The sequence below is a fragment of the Wenyingzhuangia sp. IMCC45574 genome, assembly GCF_054182685.1.
Genome location: NZ_CM135169.1, coordinates 2,862,938 through 2,880,404 on the forward strand (window position 1 = coordinate 2,862,938; position 17,467 = coordinate 2,880,404).

General features: G+C 33.4%; 14 protein-coding genes. 9 read left to right on the plus strand and 5 right to left on the minus strand.

The window, feature by feature from the left end; all coding sequences use genetic code 11:
* Both ACXHHC_RS12165 and nadE read right to left on the minus strand, forming a co-directional pair.
* On the minus strand, nucleotides 1-861 hold the full coding sequence (locus ACXHHC_RS12165; RefSeq protein ID WP_458226648.1) for a GLPGLI family protein: 861 nt from the start codon (nucleotides 859-861) through the stop codon (nucleotides 1-3).
* A 121-nt stretch (nucleotides 862-982) separates the two neighbouring features.
* Nucleotides 983-1,774 (minus strand): NAD(+) synthase, encoded by a 792-nt coding sequence (nadE, locus tag ACXHHC_RS12170; protein WP_458226649.1) that lies wholly within the window; start codon nucleotides 1,772-1,774, stop codon nucleotides 983-985.
* Between the two features lie 60 nt (nucleotides 1,775-1,834).
* Here nadE and gldB point away from each other — a divergent pair, with 60 nt between their 5' ends.
* Complete coding sequence (gene gldB / locus ACXHHC_RS12175) at nucleotides 1,835-2,797, plus strand: gliding motility lipoprotein GldB (RefSeq protein WP_458226650.1); 963 nt, start codon at nucleotides 1,835-1,837, stop codon at nucleotides 2,795-2,797.
* A gap of 41 nt (nucleotides 2,798-2,838) precedes the next feature.
* Nucleotides 2,839-3,180: a gliding motility protein GldC gene (gene gldC, locus ACXHHC_RS12180; protein ID WP_458226651.1), complete on the plus strand. Its 342-nt coding sequence runs from the start codon at nucleotides 2,839-2,841 to the stop codon at nucleotides 3,178-3,180.
* A 76-nt stretch (nucleotides 3,181-3,256) separates the two neighbouring features.
* Here the strand turns inward: gldC and ACXHHC_RS12185 are convergent, their stop codons facing one another.
* The 3 genes from ACXHHC_RS12185 to ACXHHC_RS12195 form a co-directional block, all read right to left on the minus strand.
* Nucleotides 3,257-5,074, minus strand: a complete 1,818-nt coding sequence (locus ACXHHC_RS12185; RefSeq protein ID WP_458226652.1) for a leucine-rich repeat domain-containing protein — start codon at nucleotides 5,072-5,074, stop codon at nucleotides 3,257-3,259.
* A 144-nt stretch (nucleotides 5,075-5,218) separates the two neighbouring features.
* Nucleotides 5,219-6,226, minus strand: coding sequence for a recombinase RecA (recA, locus tag ACXHHC_RS12190; protein ID WP_458226653.1), 1,008 nt, complete (start codon nucleotides 6,224-6,226; stop codon nucleotides 5,219-5,221).
* 361 nt (nucleotides 6,227-6,587) lie between these two features.
* Nucleotides 6,588-8,888, minus strand: coding sequence for a TonB-dependent receptor (locus tag ACXHHC_RS12195; RefSeq protein ID WP_458226654.1), 2,301 nt, complete (start codon nucleotides 8,886-8,888; stop codon nucleotides 6,588-6,590).
* Nucleotides 8,889-8,985: 97 nt separating this feature from the next.
* On the opposite strand from ACXHHC_RS12195, the gene ACXHHC_RS12200 reads away from it, so the two are divergent.
* From ACXHHC_RS12200 to ACXHHC_RS12230, 7 genes are all read left to right on the plus strand, one after another.
* Nucleotides 8,986-9,654, plus strand: a complete 669-nt coding sequence (locus tag ACXHHC_RS12200) for a metal-dependent transcriptional regulator (RefSeq protein WP_458226655.1) — start codon at nucleotides 8,986-8,988, stop codon at nucleotides 9,652-9,654.
* Entirely contained in the window at nucleotides 9,651-10,565 is a 915-nt protein-coding gene (locus ACXHHC_RS12205) for a metal ABC transporter solute-binding protein, Zn/Mn family (RefSeq protein ID WP_458226656.1), read from the plus strand. The genes ACXHHC_RS12200 and ACXHHC_RS12205 overlap by 4 nt, the downstream gene beginning before the upstream one ends.
* Nucleotides 10,566-10,647: 82 nt before the next feature.
* Complete coding sequence (locus tag ACXHHC_RS12210) at nucleotides 10,648-11,418, plus strand: metal ABC transporter ATP-binding protein (RefSeq protein ID WP_458226657.1); 771 nt, start codon at nucleotides 10,648-10,650, stop codon at nucleotides 11,416-11,418.
* Between the two features lies 1 nt (nucleotide 11,419).
* Complete coding sequence (locus ACXHHC_RS12215) at nucleotides 11,420-12,529, plus strand: metal ABC transporter permease (RefSeq protein ID WP_458226658.1); 1,110 nt, start codon at nucleotides 11,420-11,422, stop codon at nucleotides 12,527-12,529.
* A complete protein-coding gene (locus tag ACXHHC_RS12220; RefSeq protein WP_458226659.1) occupies nucleotides 12,526-13,686 on the plus strand; it encodes a metal ABC transporter permease in 1,161 nt (386 codons plus the stop codon). The genes ACXHHC_RS12215 and ACXHHC_RS12220 overlap by 4 nt, the downstream gene beginning before the upstream one ends.
* 79 nt (nucleotides 13,687-13,765) lie before the next feature.
* A complete protein-coding gene (locus ACXHHC_RS12225) occupies nucleotides 13,766-14,203 on the plus strand; it encodes a hypothetical protein (RefSeq protein WP_458226660.1) in 438 nt (145 codons plus the stop codon).
* Nucleotides 14,204-14,270: 67 nt separating this feature from the next.
* Nucleotides 14,271-17,375: a UvrD-helicase domain-containing protein gene (locus ACXHHC_RS12230; RefSeq protein WP_458226661.1), complete on the plus strand. Its 3,105-nt coding sequence runs from the start codon at nucleotides 14,271-14,273 to the stop codon at nucleotides 17,373-17,375.
* Nucleotides 17,376-17,467: the final 92 nt, after the last annotated feature.

Below are 17,467 nucleotides of genomic sequence, written 5' to 3' on the forward strand. Positions count from 1 at the left end.
TTATCTTCTGTTTCTGTTACCAGAATTCTGTCCTCTTCTTTTTCTGAACTGCTCTCTCATTTCCATAAACTTTTTAGTGGAAATTTCTATGTATTCATTCTCAGAAACCTTTTTTCCTTTTTTAGGTTTTTTAATGGTAACCTTCTCATCAGGATTTAGAACAATTTTAGAACAAAGTATGGTAGTTTTGTCTGCTTTTATTTCCAATATTAATCCCGGTAGTCCCCAGTAATCTTCTGGTCCTTGGCTTATTGGAATTTGCATGGTGTACCAAGCCACTACTTCTATTTCTTTGTCTACAATATTAAGATTATTGTCTTTTTTAGGCTTTTCTCCTTTTTTAGGAGGGCCAGGAGTGGGCATGTCTTTTATCGTTCTTTTTGCAGTAGCTTTAAAACAGGTATATTGACCAATGTTTTTGGTTTCTCCTGTCATTTTCCATTGAAAGTTTACTAAGGAATCGCTAATTAAGAATTTTTTACCAAAAAGTTCTGCATCTTTTAGCTTTGTTTTAGACTGCACATTTTTATAGTAATCACCATCTATTGCACCAGACATCATGGCTCTAAAATCTCTCCCTCTTCCACCTCCTTGTCCTGGAGCCTCTAGTTTTTCTTCTATTTTGTAAATAGATTCAGTTTGGTTAAAAACCATGGTGTATTTTTTCTGGAACATTTTAGTCAAACGATCTTTGATACGTTTTTTTTGTTCTTCAGAAAAATTTTGGTTTTCAAATCTACCCATGTCTATGTCTGTTTTAGCATAGTAATGAGCTTTTCCTTGGAAATCTTGTTGAGCGAATCCGAAACTAGAAATGAGTAATAAACAAGTGGTGATGATTTTGCTAAATTTTGCAATCATAGGAGTTTTTTTTGATGTTATATAATTAGACCTATTACGTTAGTAAAAGTTTGGATGCTTTTATTACGTAATAGGTGAATAAATTTCAAAAAAATATTCCTTTGTTTGCAGTAAGGCTTTGTTAGCCCTTTAATTCTTTAGCAATTTCGCAAACTGGAATAGGTTGCATTTTATGTTGATTTGCTGAGTTTAGTTTGGTGTAAATAGCATAAACTTCTTTTTCTCTTCCAGAGAAACTATCAATAGAAGCTCCTTTTTCTTGCTGTTCCATAGCCCATTCTAATTCATCGTAGCTTGCTCCTAATTGGTCTTCATCAGTTCTACTGTCTCCAAATAATCCATCTGTAGGTGCTGCTGTTTGTATGGCTTTAGGAACTTTTAAATAAGCACCAAGAGCAAAAACTTCACTTTTAACCAAATCTGCAATAGGACTTACATCTACACCACCATCTCCATATTTGGTATAAAATCCTACACCAAAATCTTCTACTTTATTTCCTGTACCAGCTACAAGGCTACTATGCAAACCAGCAATATAGTATAGTGTTGTCATTCTTAATCTTGCTCTAGTGTTTGCTAACGTTAAGTTTAAGATAGCTTGGTTTTCACTTGTTGGTACTGCTTTTTTAAAAGTTTCAAAGCTTTCAGTTAAATCAACTCGTTCGTCTGTAACATTAGAAAAACGTTCTTTTAATTGAGCAATATGTTCTTGTGCTCTAGAAACTTGATCAGGATGTTGGTGTATTGGCATTTCTACACATACTGTTGGTAATCCTGTATTAGCACATAGGGTTGATGTTACAGCGGAATCAATACCACCTGATACTCCAACTACAAATCCTTTAACACCGGCTTTGTTTGCATAATCTTTTAGCCATCCTATAATATGTTCAGCTATCTTTTGAGTTTCCATATTGCTTATTTCTTATTTTTGTTGAGGTTATCACAAATTTACTTAAAAATACCTTATTCAATGAAAAATTGGAGTTGTCTATTGTTGGTTTCATTCCTGATTTTTTCTTGCTCTGATACGTCTAAAACAGAAGTGGAGATAAACAAAACAAAAGTAGCTGTAGATTTTGCGTTGTTTCACGATGCTTTGTTTACTTCTAAAGCAGAAGATCTACCTGACTTAAAGATGAAATATCCTTATATGTTTCCGGTTTCTATGCCAGATAGTATTGTTGTAAATAGGATGAAGGATACAGCTCAGTATTTTTTGTACAAAGAAGTTAAAAAAGTTTACGGAGACTTTAGCTCTCAAAAGAAAGAGTTAGAAGATTTGTTTAAACATATTAAATTTTACAACAAAGAGTTTGTGCCTCCAATAGTGGTAACAGATTTAACGGGTGTATCTTATCAAGATAGGGTTTTGTATGCAGGAGATTTATTGTTGATTTCTTTAGAAATGTATTTAGGGAAGGAGCATCCTATATACGATGGTTTTTCTATGTATTTATCAGAAACGTTTACTCCAAAACATTTAACTACAGCGGTAGCAAAAAAAATAATTGACACACAGTATTCGTTTGATGAGAATAGGACTTTTTTAGGGCAGCTAATATTTGAAGGTAAGAAATTATATTTGTTGGATTTGTATTTGCCGTTGGTTGCTAATGAGGTTAAATTGGGGTATACACCAGAAAAATATCAATGGGCATTAAGTAACGAAGCTGATGTGTGGAGTTATTTTATTAAGAATGATTTATTGTTTAGTACAGATCCTTCTTTAAAAGAGCGTTTTATAGATTTAGCACCGTTCTCTAAGTTTTTTACAACTGCAGATATGTCTTCGCCTGGAAGTATAGGGAAGTATATTGGTTGGCAGATTGTTAGCGCTTATGCTAAGAATAATAAGGTTTCTGTAAATGAGTTAATGGAGATAGATGCAGAAGAGATTCTAAATAAATCTAAATTCAAACCCAAAAAGTACTAGCTAGTCGATAATGTATATCTTTGCAGTCTAAAATTAAGAAAATGTCAGAATTACATAAGTCAAAAATAGAGTTCGAAATTGGTTTGGATGAGAATAAAATTCCAGAAACTATTGAGTGGTCTGCAACCGATGGCGGAGTAACAAAAGATAAAGCTAAAGCTGCATTATTATCTGTGTGGGATGCTAAGGATAAAGAAACGTTGTACTTGCCTTTATGGACTAAAAAAATGCCAGTAGACGAAATGAAAGTTTTCTTTCATCAAACATTAGTGCAGATGGCTGATACATTTGAAAGAGCAACGAATGATGAAAAAATGTCTGCAACGATGAGAGATTTTTGTGAGTACTTTGCAGAAAAATTAGAATTGATAGACAAGAAATAAATTTAGAATTTAATTCAATAAGAAAGCCTGCTCTAAAGCAGGCTTTCTTGTTTTTATTCATAGTGTTTGGTTCTTTCTAAAGTACAAAGACAAGTCTAGAGTATGTAGAACCATTGTTTTTATAATAGGTTACTAGGTAGATACCACTTAGGTTTTCATTGTTAACCAATGTAAAACCAACTCTAATTTCAATTCTATCTACATCATTTGGAATTACTATTTGACCATCTCTAACTTCAACCCCCGTAACTACAATAGGAGTAGGGTCTGGAGTGGTAGGAGCTACTCCACAAGTTTCGTCTTCGGTAAAAATACTTGCTGCGGTAATGTTTAGCCAGTTGGTAGAGCTATATGTTTCATCGTCTATAATAACGCAAGTAAGGAGCTCGTTTTGTTTTACGTTGAACCCATCATTTAAAATAAGATTATTAGTCCCGTTTTTTAAATTGATTTGCTCTAGTTTATTGTTGAAAAGTATTACTTGTTCTAATTTAGTGTGATTGCTTAAATTTAATGTTCCTTCTAATTTGTTGTGTTGTAATCTAAGGATTTTAATATTTGGAGCACCCGATATATCTACGTTTGTAAACATATTACAATGCGCGTATATTGTGGTTAGGTTGGGTTGGTTTCCAATAATTAAGGAAGTCATAATTTCATTGGCAACTACTTCTAAATATTCTACATTGTTAATTGCGGAGATATCTAAACCATTTAAAGAATTATATTTTAAACTGATCTCTTTTAAGGCGGTATTTGTGCTTAAATCTATAGAGGTAAGTTTGTTACTTCTCGCAAATAATCCCTCTAGTAAAGTCAAATCAGTTACGTTTAAATTAGTGATTTGATTACCTACTACATTTACTGTTTTTAAAGCGGTGTTGTTGGTTAAGTCTAGTATGTTTATTTTGTTCCAAGCAGCATGTAATTCTTCTAAACCTACAAAAGTTTCAATACCACTCATGTCGCTAATTCCTGTTTTAGGTATGTCTAAAACTTTCATAGTCGTAATTTCAGGAGTTACAGGTATTGTACCGTCAATAGCGTTGTCTAAACCAACATGAACTAAGTATTCTTCTAGTGTGTTAAAAGTAGCTTTCGTTTCTTCTACTTTGCTGTAAGCACAGTCTGTTATGTCTTCTAACAAGTTGTTACATAAGTTAACAACTCTTAATTCTGTGTGGCTTTCTAAGTTTAATAGGCCAGTTAATAAATTATCATTCAGGTGTAATTCTTGTAAATTTAAAACACCCGATAAGTCGATTGAGGTTAGACTGTTGTGACTCGCAAATAAATATTTTAAATTAGGATTGGTACCCAATATTAAATGGTTAAGAGCTTTTGTGTTAGAGTGTACTTCTAGTAGCTCTAATAAAGGGTTATTACTAACATCAATAGCAATTAATTTATTATACTTTAATCCTACATGTGTTAGTAAGGGGGTGTTACTAAGGTCTATACTTACAAAGTTGTTTGCGCAGGCATACAGTTCTTTTAGTTCTGTGTTTGCCGAAAGGTCTAATACGTCTAAGTCGTTCTCTTTAAGGCTTAAATGAGAGAGTTTAGAATTACTACTTAAGTCTATCGTTGTTAGGTTGTTTCCTACAGCAAATAGTGCTTCAAGATTTTCAAAAACTTCAATTCCATCTAAGTCATTCAAATTTTTATGAGAAACATCTAAATGGGTTGTGGCTAAAATTTCGGGTGTTTGTGGTATTTCACCATCTACAGCGTTATCCAAGCCAATAGTTACTAAATGTTCTTCAAAGGAAATCCCCAAAGAGGTTAAGGGAGCGTTGTTGTGTAATAATTTCTTGTCGGAATTCGCTTTTGTTGGGGTGAGTGAAAGCAAAAAAACAGCTATAGAGCTGATTAATAGAGTAATTTTTTTCATAGATCGGGGTTGTATCTATTTTAAATATATGAATTTTTAAATAAATATATGTTTATAAGTCTGTGGTTTTTAACATATGTAAATTAAAAAAGGCTGTTATTGCATAACAATAACAGCCTTTTTTTAAGAAGTATTGTGTTTAAATTATTGGTTTTTTATAGCTTCAATAATTTTAGTTTCTAATTCTTCAGCCAATTCAGGATTGTCTTTAATTAACGTTTTAACGGCATCTCTACCTTGTCCTAATTTAGTCTCTCCGTAGCTAAACCAAGAACCACTCTTTTTAATAATACCATAATTTACACCTATGTCTAAAATTTCACCAACTTTAGAAATTCCTTCTCCATACATAATGTCGAATTCTGCTTGTTGAAAAGGTGGTGCTACTTTGTTTTTAACAATTTTTATTTTTGTAGAGTTACCTATAACTGCATCTCCATCTTTAATTTGCGTTCTTCTTCTAATATCTACACGAACAGATGCGTAGAATTTTAATGCATTACCTCCTGTAGTTGTTTCTGGGTTACCAAACATAACTCCAATTTTTTCACGTAATTGGTTGATGAAAATTACCGTACAGTTGGTCTTGTTAATTGTACCTGTTAGCTTACGTAATGCCTGAGACATTAAACGTGCATGAAGTCCCATTTTAGAGTCTCCCATTTCTCCTTCAATTTCACTCTTTGGAGTTAAAGCAGCTACAGAGTCAATAACAATAATATCAATTGCACCAGAACGAATTAAGTTTTCGGCAATCTCTAAAGCTTGCTCTCCATGATCTGGTTGAGAAATAATTAAGTTGTCAACATCTACGCCTAAATTTTCTGCATAAAAACGATCAAAAGCATGTTCTGCATCAATAAAAGCAGCTATTCCACCAGCTTTTTGAGCTTCTGCTATAGCGTGAATTGTTAAAGTCGTTTTACCTGATGATTCAGGTCCATAAATTTCAATAATTCTACCTCTAGGATAACCACCTACACCTAATGCTAAATCCATTCCTAAAGAACCAGAAGAAATAACCTCTACATCTTGAGCAGCCATATCTCCCATCTTCATTACAGCACCTTTACCATACGTTTTGTCTAATTTATCTAAGGTAAGTTGTAGTGCTTTTAATTTATCGTCTCTTTCGTTTTTCTCTTTTGCCATGTTATACGCTTCTAGTTTGATTTGATGTAAGCTAAAATACGAATTTATGTAAGATTTGATTCTTTTTTTAAAGGTTTCAATTTATTTGTAACAAGTCTTTGTTTGTGTGGGGTTTTGAGCCTTTTTGTTTTGTAAATAAACGTGAAATAAAAATGTGTGCGGAATGGTCACATTCTTTTCTTCTTAAACGGTGATGTTGGTAGAGAAAAGTTGAAAATAACTAGGGTATTTAAGAGAACAATCCCTTCATTAATATATAAATGAAGGGATTGTTATTTGGGGTATTGTTCTCTGGGGTATATGTCAAAGATATTGCATCTCCGAGAATCATTATATTGCGAAAAAACATCTTTACATATGTTTATATTCCAAAGCGCAATCCAATAAAATAAGTTCTTGGCCTTTGTGGTCCATAAGCATAAGTTGCATCTCTATCTGCTCCTTGGTCAAAGTCGTTTTGGAAGGCGTTAAAAATGTTTTGCACTCCACCCGAAAGTTCAAAGTGAGCGTGTTTGTGCTTGTCTAAGTAGAACTGATAAGAACTCTTCCAATTCAATTCAAAAAACCGAGGTGATTTTTCTAGTTTATCATTAGGAATGTATCCTTTTAAATGCTGAACGTACATTCTTCCAGTATATACTCCAGAAAGGTTGTTTTGGAATTCTTTAGTAGGAGCATAAGAAAGTACAAAGTTGGCATATGCCTTAGGTGTTTCGTTAAATTCTCTAGTAGCTTGATCTAATTCTTCTTCGGACCATGCTATTTTTTCATTAAACAAAGCTCTTTGTAAGGTGGCTCCTGCTTGCATTAACCATTTCTCGTTGGGTGCATATTTAGCTTCTAAGTTCACTCCATATACTTTTGCACCAGAAGTATTACTTCTAATCCATTCAAAAATTTCTGAACCTGGTGTGGTCTCTGGTCCTTGCTCTAAAGCAAAAGCGTTGTTTAATTTAGTGTAGAACAATTCGGTAACTAAAGAAAAATCTCCATTTTCTAATTCTTTGGTCCAGTCTAAAGAGGTTAAGAAACTGTGTGATGTTTCTGATTTTAAACCATCAGAGTTTTTAATTCTACTAATTTCTCCAGCAGCTAAAGAAGCGTGTACGTCTTCACCATAAATTTGTGGAGCTCTAAAGCCTTTAGCGTAGCTTGTTCTCCAACGTAGGTTTTTGTTGATACTGTATAAAATATTTGCTCTAGGGTTTAAAATAATTCCCTCGTCTACTAAATTGTGTTTATCTGCTCTTAATCCTCCCAGAATTCTCAAATTATCGTTAACTATAAATTCTTGTTGCGCATATATTCCTGTTAAGTGAGTGGTTTGAATAATAGGTTCGAAAAATGGATTTTCTTTACGATCGTCTATGTCATTGTATTTGTATTCAATACCTCCGGTAAATGTTCCGTGTTTTTTAAATTTATGAGCAAACTGAGCACCGGTTACAAAAGTGATGTCTTTAGAGTTTCCAAAACCTTGTATACTAGATTGTATGTTACTTTCAGTCGCTTCTTCACCAGCTAATCCGCCATAGAAATTGGTGTTGTTAGAAACAGAGGTAGAGGCGTAAATAGAATAGGTATCGTTTTTATTGGGACTTAAATATTCATAAGTCAATCCTCCAGAAACAACTTTAGAGGTAATTTCCTCGGTAATATCAGATAGAAAGGCAAGTAAGTTTAATTTGTTTCCTCCTCTTCTCGATTCGTTATTTGCATTAAACTCGGCCGTAATTTTCTTTCGCTCATTAGGTCTGTTAAAAGCTTTGAAACCAAAAGATGTATTCTCTAGTTCGGTTAGTTCAGTATATCCGTCATTGTCTGCATTGTAAGCATCTCTTTTACGTTTCATACCAAATAATGCAATTCCAGTGTCGTAATCATCATTAATAATGGTTCCGTTAAACGTTAAGGTATTGTCTGCTGTGTTTCCGTCTATCAAAGCAAAGTTACTACCTATAGAAAAACTATTTTCAGTAGGGTCTTTGGTTATGATGTTTATGGTACCTGCAATAGCATTAGAACCATACAGGGCAGATCCTCCACCACGAACTACTTCAATCTGTTTGATAATATTGGCCGGAATTTGATCTAAACCATATACACTATTCAACGTACTAAAAATAGGTCTACTGTCTACTAATATTTGTGAGTAAGCTCCATTTAATCCATTCATTTTAATTTCGGACGTACCACAATTTTGACAATTGTTTTCCATTCGCAAACCAGGCTGAAAGTTTAAGCCTTCGGATAAGCTAACCGATTGAGTGGCTTCTAATACTTTAGCGTCTGTTACGGTAACAATTACAGGAGCTTTTTTTCTATTTAAATACCCTCTTGTTGCAGTTACTACAATTCTATCTAAGCCTAAAACGTCTTCTTTAAGTTGAATGTTAATTATTTTTACTTCGCTGTCAGAAATGGTGTAAGCTATCTCTTTTGTCTTATGTCCAATAGCAGTAACTATTAATCTTTGGTTTCCTTGAGGCGATTTAAGATGGTATTCTCCATCTAAATTTGAACTTGTACGGTCTCCGTTTTTAATAGCAATAGTAGCTAAAACGGGAGTTCCTTTGCAAGTAACAATACCTTTAATATGTGCTTGTTGAGCCAAAATGGCTTGTGTTAGTAGTAGTAAAAAAATAGAGAGCCTAGTTTTCATGGTTGATTGTTTGTGTGTGCAAATCTAAAACAATTTTTAGACTTGTCTAAAAAATAATTTTAAGTAATGTTTATTATTTGTTTTATATTTGTTGATAATGAAATTAGATTTATCACAAACGGAAGAGAATTACTTAAAGGCTATTTATAGTTTGTTTGTAGTGAACAACAAGCCTGTTAGTACGAATAAAATAGCCGAGAGTTTGGCAACAAAAGCATCGTCTGTTACAGACATGATTAAAAAGTTGGCAGAGAAAGAATTGGTGAATTATGTTAAGTATCAGGGAGTTTCTTTAACGGTAGAAGGAAAAGATATGGCGGTTTATGTAATTAGAAAACATAGATTGTGGGAAGTGTTTTTAGTACGTCACTTAGGTTTTAAGTGGGATGAGGTACACGATGTAGCCGAGCAATTGGAGCACGTAAAATCGAAACAATTGATAGATAGTTTAGATACCTTTTTAGATTTTCCACGATACGATCCCCATGGAGACCCAATACCCGATAAAGATGGAAATATAGTTTCTAGAAATGCAGTGTTTTTGGGAGCAATGAACGAAGGAGGAGAAGGAGTGATAGTTGGTGTAAAAGATAGTTCTACTGCTTTTTTAAAGTATTTGGACAATGCAGAGATACGATTAGGAGCTCAGATTGAAATACTTCATAAAGAGAGTTTTGATAACTCTATGATGTTGTTGATAGATAATAGAAAGATATCTATCTCTCAACAGATATCTAATAATTTATATGTAAAAATAAACGGATGAAAAAGCTAGTTGCACTATTTGTTGTTTTAATAGCCTTGGTGGGATGTAAGCCTGCAAAAAAAGAAGCCAATGAAAAGTTTACCATAGTTACTACCACCACTATGATTACGGACTTGGTAAAAGTTTTAGGAGGAGATGCAATAGAGGTAAAAGGAATTATGGGGGCGGGTGTAGATCCGCATTTGTACAAAGCCTCTGCTGGGGATTTAACCAAATTATCTAGCGCAGATGTAATTGTGTACAACGGGTTGCATTTAGAGGGGAAATTGGTAGAGGTGTTTGAGAAGATGAATCACATAGGGAAAACAACCATTGCGTTGGGAGCGTTTTTGCCTAAAGAAAATGTAATTCATTCCGAAGCTTTTGCAAGTTCTCATGATCCACATATTTGGTTTTCTATAGAAAATTGGATAAGCGTAACAAAAATACTAGTTGATAAATTAGTTGTTTTAAACCCAGAAAACAAAGCGATTTATGAGAAAAATGGAGTGGCGTACGTTAAACAATTGCAGTATTTGGCTGAAGAAATGAAGGCCAAAGTAGCAGTGTTACCAAAAGAAAAAAGGATTTTGGTAACGGCACACGATGCTTTTTCTTATTTCGGAAAAGAGTTCGATTTTGAGGTGGTTGGTTTGCAAGGATTGTCAACGGCAACAGAAGCAGGTGTAAAAGACGTACAGCGTATTTCTGATTTTATTATAACACATAAAATAAAAGCCATTTTTGTAGAGAGTTCGGTACCAAAGAGAACGGTAGAAGCTTTGCAAGCAGCCGTAAAATCTAAAGGACAAGAGGTTCGTATAGGGGGTGAGTTATTTTCTGATGCTTTAGGAAATCCATCAGAAGAAACAGGAAAGTATGTAGGAATGTATCGTTACAACGTAAATACGATTGTGGAAGCACTTAAATAGTAGTTAAAAGTAAAGAATCAAGTGTTAGGAGAGTAAAGTTTTAATCCATGAATCGTGATTCAAGAAATATAAAATAATAACAATGGATAAAGTCCAGCAACCAACAACTAACAACCAGCAGCCAAAGATTGCCATAGCAGTAGACGATTTAACAGTTGCTTATAACTATAAGCCTGTATTGTGGGATATAGATTTAAAAATTCCAGAGGGAGTTTTAATGGCTATTGTTGGACCCAACGGAGCTGGGAAATCTACCTTGTTAAAGTCTATTTTAAATATTATAAATCCTTTAGCAGGATCTGTTTCTGTTTATGGGAAGCCCTACAGAAAGCAACGTTCTTTAGTTGCGTATGTTCCGCAAAAAGGTAGTGTAGACTGGGATTTTCCTACAACTGCATTAGATGTAGTTATGATGGGGACTTATGGAGCTTTGGGTTGGATGAAAAGACCTGGACAAAAGGAAAAGAAGCTAGCGTTAGAAGCTTTAGAGAAAGTTGGGATGTTACCTTTTCAGAATCGACAAATTTCTCAATTATCTGGAGGACAGCAACAACGAATTTTTTTGGCAAGAGCCTTAGTGCAAAATGCAGCAATTTATTTTATGGACGAACCTTTTCAGGGAGTTGATGCTACTACCGAAAAGGCAATTATTCAAATACTAAAGGAATTAAGAAAGGCCGGAAAAACGGTAGTAGTGGTGCATCACGATTTACAAACGGTTCCAGAGTATTTTGATTGGGTTACGTTTTTAAATGTCAAAAAAATAGCAACAGGTCCTGTAGCAGATATTTTTAACGATGATAATTTAACAAAGACCTACGGAATTAATTACAAAACGAGTATTGTAGAATAGTATGCAAGAGTATTTAGATTTATTAATGGTGGATTACACCCTACAGATTATAACACTAGGTACGGCTGTGTTAGGAGCCTTATGTGGTATGTTGGGGAGTTTTGCAGTGTTGCGTAAACAGAGCTTGTTGGGAGATGCTATTTCTCATGCATCGTTACCTGGAATTGCTATTGTTTTTCTAGTGTTAGGAGTAAAAGATAATAATGGACTGTTGCTAGGGGCTTTAATGAGTGGTTTGGTAAGTGCAATTTTTATAAAGGGAATAATTTCTAAAACACATTTAAAGTCAGACACAGCTTTAGGAATTGTGTTGTCTACTTTTTTTGGGTTTGGAATGTTGTTGTTAACCTACATTCAAAAAATGCCCAATGCCAATCAGTCGGGTTTAGAAAAATATTTATTTGGACAAGCAGCAACGTTATTGGCTAGTGATGTTTGGTTAATGTCTTTAATAGCGGCAATTGCCTTAATCATTGTCTTTTTGTTTTGGAAAGAGTTTAAGATGGTGCTTTTTGATGCTGATTATACAACAACATTAGGTTTTAATGTAAAAGTGATTGATACTTTAATGACGGCTTTTATAGTAGTTGCTATTGTTATGGGGTTGCAAACAGTAGGAGTGGTTTTAATGAGTGCAATGTTATTGGCACCCGCAGCTGCTGCAAGACAGTGGACAAATAGCTTGGCAAAGATGGTTTTTTTGGCTGGAGTGTTTGGTGCTTCTTCAGGAATTTTGGGAACTGCAATTAGTGCCAGTGCAAATAATTTATCTACGGGTCCTGTAATTGTTTTAATAGCTACCTGCTTTGTAATGGTGTCTTTTGTGTTTTCTCCCATTAGAGGGTTGTTGTTTAAGCAAATAAAACTTTGGAGGAATAGGAACGATTTAAAGTTGATGAAGACTCTTTCTTTTATGTATGATATTGTAAAGACACATGAAAATGTTTCTCATCCACATAAAATTCAGTTACTGAATAATTTTCAGGGATACACAAAAAGAAGTTTAAAAAGATTGCAGGCAGAAGATTTAATCCTGCTGAATAAAAGTGATTGGTCTTTAACAGAAAAAGGCTATCAAGTTGCTAAAAATTTATATTCACAAGAGTTATGACAGCTGCACAAATAGAAATACAAGTTATATTGAGTTTGGTGGCGGTTGCATGTGCTTTGCCAGGAGTTTTTTTAGTACTTAGAAAAATGGCTTTGATAAGCGATGCGATAAGTCATTCTATTTTACCAGGTATAGTAGTCGGTTTTTTTGTTACGCAAGATTTAGCTTCGCCTTGGCTTATTTTAATGGCTACTGCAACTGGGGTTTTAACAGTGGTGTTGGTTGAGTATATTCAGAAAACAGGATTGGTGAAAGAAGATACAGCTATTGGTTTAGTATTTCCTTCGCTGTTTAGTATAGGTGTTATAATGATTGCAAGAAATGCGGGAGATGTTCATTTAGATGTAGATGCCGTTTTGTTGGGAGAGGTGGCTTTTGCTCCTTTTGATCGGTTGATGTTTAATGGTTTAGATATAGGGCCAAAGTCTTTGTGGATGATGGGAAGCATTTTGATGGTAACTATAACGTTGTTGGTTTTATTTTATAAAGAGTTAAAAGTTGCAACTTTTGATGCTGGTTTAGCGGCTTCTTTGGGGTTCTTGCCTATGGCTATTCATTATGGTTTAATGACGGTTTCTTCTGTAACTACTGTTGGTGCTTTTGATGCTATTGGTGCTGTTTTGGTGGTTGCCTTTATGATTGTACCTGCAGCGTGTGTGTATCTTTTAACGGATAATTTAAAAAAGCTATTAATCTATTCATCAATTTTAGGTGTTGTATGTTCTTTAGTAGGGTATTGGATCGCAAATGCTTTAGATGCTTCTATTGCTGGTACAATAGCAACAGTTTTAGGTCTGGTCTTTTTTGGAGTGTATTTATTTGCACCCAATAGAGGTTACTTGTCGCAATGGTACAAAGAAAAGCAACAAAAGACAGAGGTTGCTTTGTTGGTTTTTTTACTGCATTTGGCAAATCACGAAGAGGAAAAGGAAAGAAATATAAATCATTTACAGGAACATATAAATTGGAGTGCTCAACGTGCTAGAAAAGTATTAAAACTGGCGAATCAAAATAATATGATTGAAGTGAATAATGATATCATTTCATTAACCCAAAAAGGAGCAGATTTTACACAACAAGCGATTTCTTATATATCCGATAATAAAAATTCTGAATTAGAAGGAATGAAGCAAAACTTCTTTTTGTTTAGAGGATAAATAATGGTATGATTTTGGTATTGTATTATTTATACTAAAGTAGTATATTTATTATAAAACCTTTAAAAAATAATTAGTTATGCCAATAGTAAATCTTTTTTTAAGTGGAACGCAGAAGAAAAATAGAGGACATTTAGCAAATATCGTTAAGATTGCAAGATCTAATGGTAAGTTAAATAGGGATGAAATTCGATTGATAAAAAAGATTAAAAAGGAATTAAATGTTAATGATGTTGCTTTTAGAAAAATTATTAGAAATCCAGAATTATATCCTATCAATCCACCAGCAAATTATGAAGAAAGAATTGAACGATTGTATGCTTTGTGTAGAATGTTGTTGATAGACAAAGAATCGTTTGAGCTTTCCTTAAGAATGTTAAAAAAATTAGCAGTTGGTTTAGGTTTTCCACTACAAACTCACGAGGTTGTTGTAGATACGGCTGTAGCGCTTTCTCATCAAGATACAGATTTTGATACTTTTGCTTTAGAAGTTAGAAAAGTCAATGTGATAGCGTAAAAGATATGCATACAAACCTACGATGTAAAAGAGATTGTTTAATTTAGACAATCTCTTTTTTTATACTATGAATTCAGACAGTTTTTTTAAAGTTTACAATGCTTCTGCAGGAAGTGGAAAGACCTATACGCTTGTAAAAGAGTACTTAAAAGTAGCTTTGCGTAGTGAGTTCGAATTTCAGAAAATTTTAGCAATAACTTTTACCAATAAAGCTGCAGGAGAAATGAAACAGCGTGTCTTGGGAACGCTTCAAGATGTATCTCAGGGAAAAGAAAATGCAATAGCGAGTGATGTTGCTAAAGAATTGTCTTTAAGTCTGGAAGATATTCAATACAAATCAAAGAGATTGTTAGAGAATATTTTTCAGAATTATGCAAGTTTCCATATTATAACAATAGATAGCTTTACGCATAAACTAATTAGAACCTTCTCGTTGGATTTAGGATTGCCAATGGATTTTAATGTAGAGATGGATGCCGATCCGTTGTTAAAAGAAACCATTGATTTATTAGTTTCTAGAATAGGAGAGGATAAAGATCTAACCAGGGTGTTGGTAGATTATACATTGCATCAAGTAAATGATGACAAATCTTGGGATGTAAATAGGTCTCTTGTTGAGGTTGCGAAGTTATTACTCAATGAAGAAAATGAGCTAGAGGTTTCAAGATTAATCAATACAAGTTTGTCCGATTTTAAATCTTTGGAAAGTAGACTTAGAAAGTATTTAAGTGATACAGAGAAAGCTTTTAAAGAAATTGGTGAGCAGGCTTTGGCATTGATTGATGATAATGGGATTGAACATAAGTCTTTTTCGAGTGGAGATTTGCCGAAATATTTTGATAAATTTTTAGGGAGTTGTTTTGAAAAAGAGGAGCATCCTTTAGGAAATAGATTGGCAAAGAATATGAGTAATGGAGTTCTTTATGCAAAATCGAAATCTACTGCAGAGAAAAGCGCTATTGATGCTATACAGGGTGAGTTGATTTCTATTTTTGAAATTTCTCAAAAAATATGTGAAGAACATTTTGGACAATATTTGTTGGTAAAGAAAATTCTAAACACTTTGGTACCTCTTACTGTGCTTAGTTATATAAATAAAGAGTTTGTAAATTATAGAGAAGAAAATAATTTTAGATTAAATGCAGAATTTAATAGGGTTGTTAGTAAGCAGATTAAAAATGAACCCGTTCCTTTTATTTATGAGCGCTTAGGAGAAAAGTTTCAGTATTTTTTTATTGATGAAATGCAAGATACTTCTGAGTTGCAATGGGAGAATTTAATTCCGTTAATACACAATTCATTGTCTCAAAATAAAGGAGGATTGTTGTTGGTGGGAGATGCGAAACAATCCATTTATAGATGGAGGGGAGGAAAAGCTGCTCAGTTTGTAGATTTGTCTAACAAAGAAGTGGATAATGAGTTTTTTGTAGAGAAAGAAGTGGTGACACTAGGTACAAATTATAGGAGTTACAGTAATATTGTCAGTTTTAATAACGACTTTTTCTCATTTATTTCAGATTATTTAAAAGATCCTACTTACAAAGAAATCTATCAGAGAGAAAAGACTCAAAAAGAAAATTCCAAGGAGGGAGGTTACGTTAAAGTTGAGCTTTTCGAGCTGGATGAAGAGTTGGAGAAGTATGAAGAATATGGAGAGAAAATTTATCAGCAGATAAATGAAATAGAGAAAAACGGATTTGATAAAGGTGATATTTGCATATTAACTAGAAAGAAAGCAGATGGGGTTGCCGTTGCAAATTACTTAGTGTCTAAAGGGATAGATGTAATTTCACCAGATAGTTTGTTGTTGAAAAGTAATTCAAGCGTTCAGTTTTTAATTTACTTACTAAGATGGTTAGATAATACCGATGATAAGGAAATACTTATTCAGGTGTTAAGTTTTTTGTACGAACATTTAAATGTTGGGGTTGACTCGCATGAGTTTTTTGACAAAGCTCTCAATAGTGATACTTTAGAAGAATTGTTCTCTTATTTAGAATTAGATTTTGATAAAGATTTGTTTTTTGCTGAATCTCTATATAGCGGTGTAGAGTATGTAATAAGGTCTTTTAAGTTGGTAGATAAGACAGACGTATTCCTTCAGACCCTTTTAGATTTGGTTTTAGAGTTTCAATTAAAAGAGGCTGGAAGTTTGCAAACTTTTATAGAGTATTGGGGTCTTAAGAAAGAAAAGTTAAAGGTAGAGATAGCAGCAGATAAAAATGCTGTACAGATTATGACCATACATAAGTCTAAAGGATTAGAGTTTCCAGTGGTAATTTTTCCTTTTGATTTGAATACCGAAGATATTACAAAAGAAAAATTATGGTATAAAACGAGTAATGAATCTTTGTTTGGAGATTTCGATAGTTTTAGAATTGGAGCATCGAGTAAGTTGGAGTTATATGGGGAAGTAGGTGTAGAAGAATTGGTAAATATAAATAGAGAAACTCAATTAGATAATTTTAATTTGCTGTATGTAGCTTTAACCAGAGCAGAGGAGCAGTTGTATATTTTGTGTGATTATAAAGAGTCAAAAACAAAATCAATTAAAAACTATGGTGATTTTTTTGCAGAATATATCAATACTAAAGAAGCAGGAAGTTGCTTGTATTCAGTAGGGGGAGCTCAGAAGTTATCTAGGAAAGAGATCGAGAATGAAGTATTCTCTTTAGAAGATTTTAGAAGTGTTGATAAAAAGAAAAATAATGTATTTGTAGTTGAGGAGGTTAAAGATGAAGATTCTTCTAAAGAGTTTGGTAACGTAATTCATAAGGCTTTAGAAAAGGTTTATATAGTTGTGGATATTCCCGTTGCGAATTCATATATAGAACAACAGGGTTTTGAATTGGAAGTTGAAAATAAAGCAAAGCGTATTGTTTCAAATGTGATTAATCATCAAGATTTGAAGATGTATTATAAAGAAGGGGTAAAGGCATACAATGAATATTCAGTATTATCACCAAGCGGCGAAATGATTATTATTGATAGGTTGGTGTTTTTTGGTAATAATGTTGTGATTTTAGACTATAAAACAGGAGTGGAAAAAGAAGCACACGTAGATCAGGTAAGTTTTTATGCAAAAGTGTTAGAGGGGATGGGGTTCGTTGTTTTACATAAATTTTTGTTATATTGTAATGAGTCGACAGAGTTAAAAAGGGTTGAATTATAAAAAACAAAGGGAATAATTTACCAGAGATCTTTTTAACTTAAGTTTGCTTTTTACATTTTTATAACATAAAGCATATATTGGCAGATGTTATT

Coding starts and splice junctions, on each gene's coding strand:
- ACXHHC_RS12165 (WP_458226648.1), bottom strand. CDS start 861: ATGATTGCAAAATTTAGCAAAATCATCACCACTTGTTTATTACTCATT.
- nadE (WP_458226649.1), bottom strand. CDS start 1,774: ATGGAAACTCAAAAGATAGCTGAACATATTATAGGATGGCTAAAAGAT.
- gldB (WP_458226650.1), top strand. CDS start 1,835: ATGAAAAATTGGAGTTGTCTATTGTTGGTTTCATTCCTGATTTTTTCT.
- gldC (WP_458226651.1), top strand. CDS start 2,839: ATGTCAGAATTACATAAGTCAAAAATAGAGTTCGAAATTGGTTTGGAT.
- ACXHHC_RS12185 (WP_458226652.1), bottom strand. CDS start 5,074: ATGAAAAAAATTACTCTATTAATCAGCTCTATAGCTGTTTTTTTGCTT.
- recA (WP_458226653.1), bottom strand. CDS start 6,226: ATGGCAAAAGAGAAAAACGAAAGAGACGATAAATTAAAAGCACTACAA.
- ACXHHC_RS12195 (WP_458226654.1), bottom strand. CDS start 8,888: ATGAAAACTAGGCTCTCTATTTTTTTACTACTACTAACACAAGCCATT.
- ACXHHC_RS12200 (WP_458226655.1), top strand. CDS start 8,986: ATGAAATTAGATTTATCACAAACGGAAGAGAATTACTTAAAGGCTATT.
- ACXHHC_RS12205 (WP_458226656.1), top strand. CDS start 9,651: ATGAAAAAGCTAGTTGCACTATTTGTTGTTTTAATAGCCTTGGTGGGA.
- ACXHHC_RS12210 (WP_458226657.1), top strand. CDS start 10,648: ATGGATAAAGTCCAGCAACCAACAACTAACAACCAGCAGCCAAAGATT.
- ACXHHC_RS12215 (WP_458226658.1), top strand. CDS start 11,420: ATGCAAGAGTATTTAGATTTATTAATGGTGGATTACACCCTACAGATT.
- ACXHHC_RS12220 (WP_458226659.1), top strand. CDS start 12,526: ATGACAGCTGCACAAATAGAAATACAAGTTATATTGAGTTTGGTGGCG.
- ACXHHC_RS12225 (WP_458226660.1), top strand. CDS start 13,766: ATGCCAATAGTAAATCTTTTTTTAAGTGGAACGCAGAAGAAAAATAGA.
- ACXHHC_RS12230 (WP_458226661.1), top strand. CDS start 14,271: ATGAATTCAGACAGTTTTTTTAAAGTTTACAATGCTTCTGCAGGAAGT.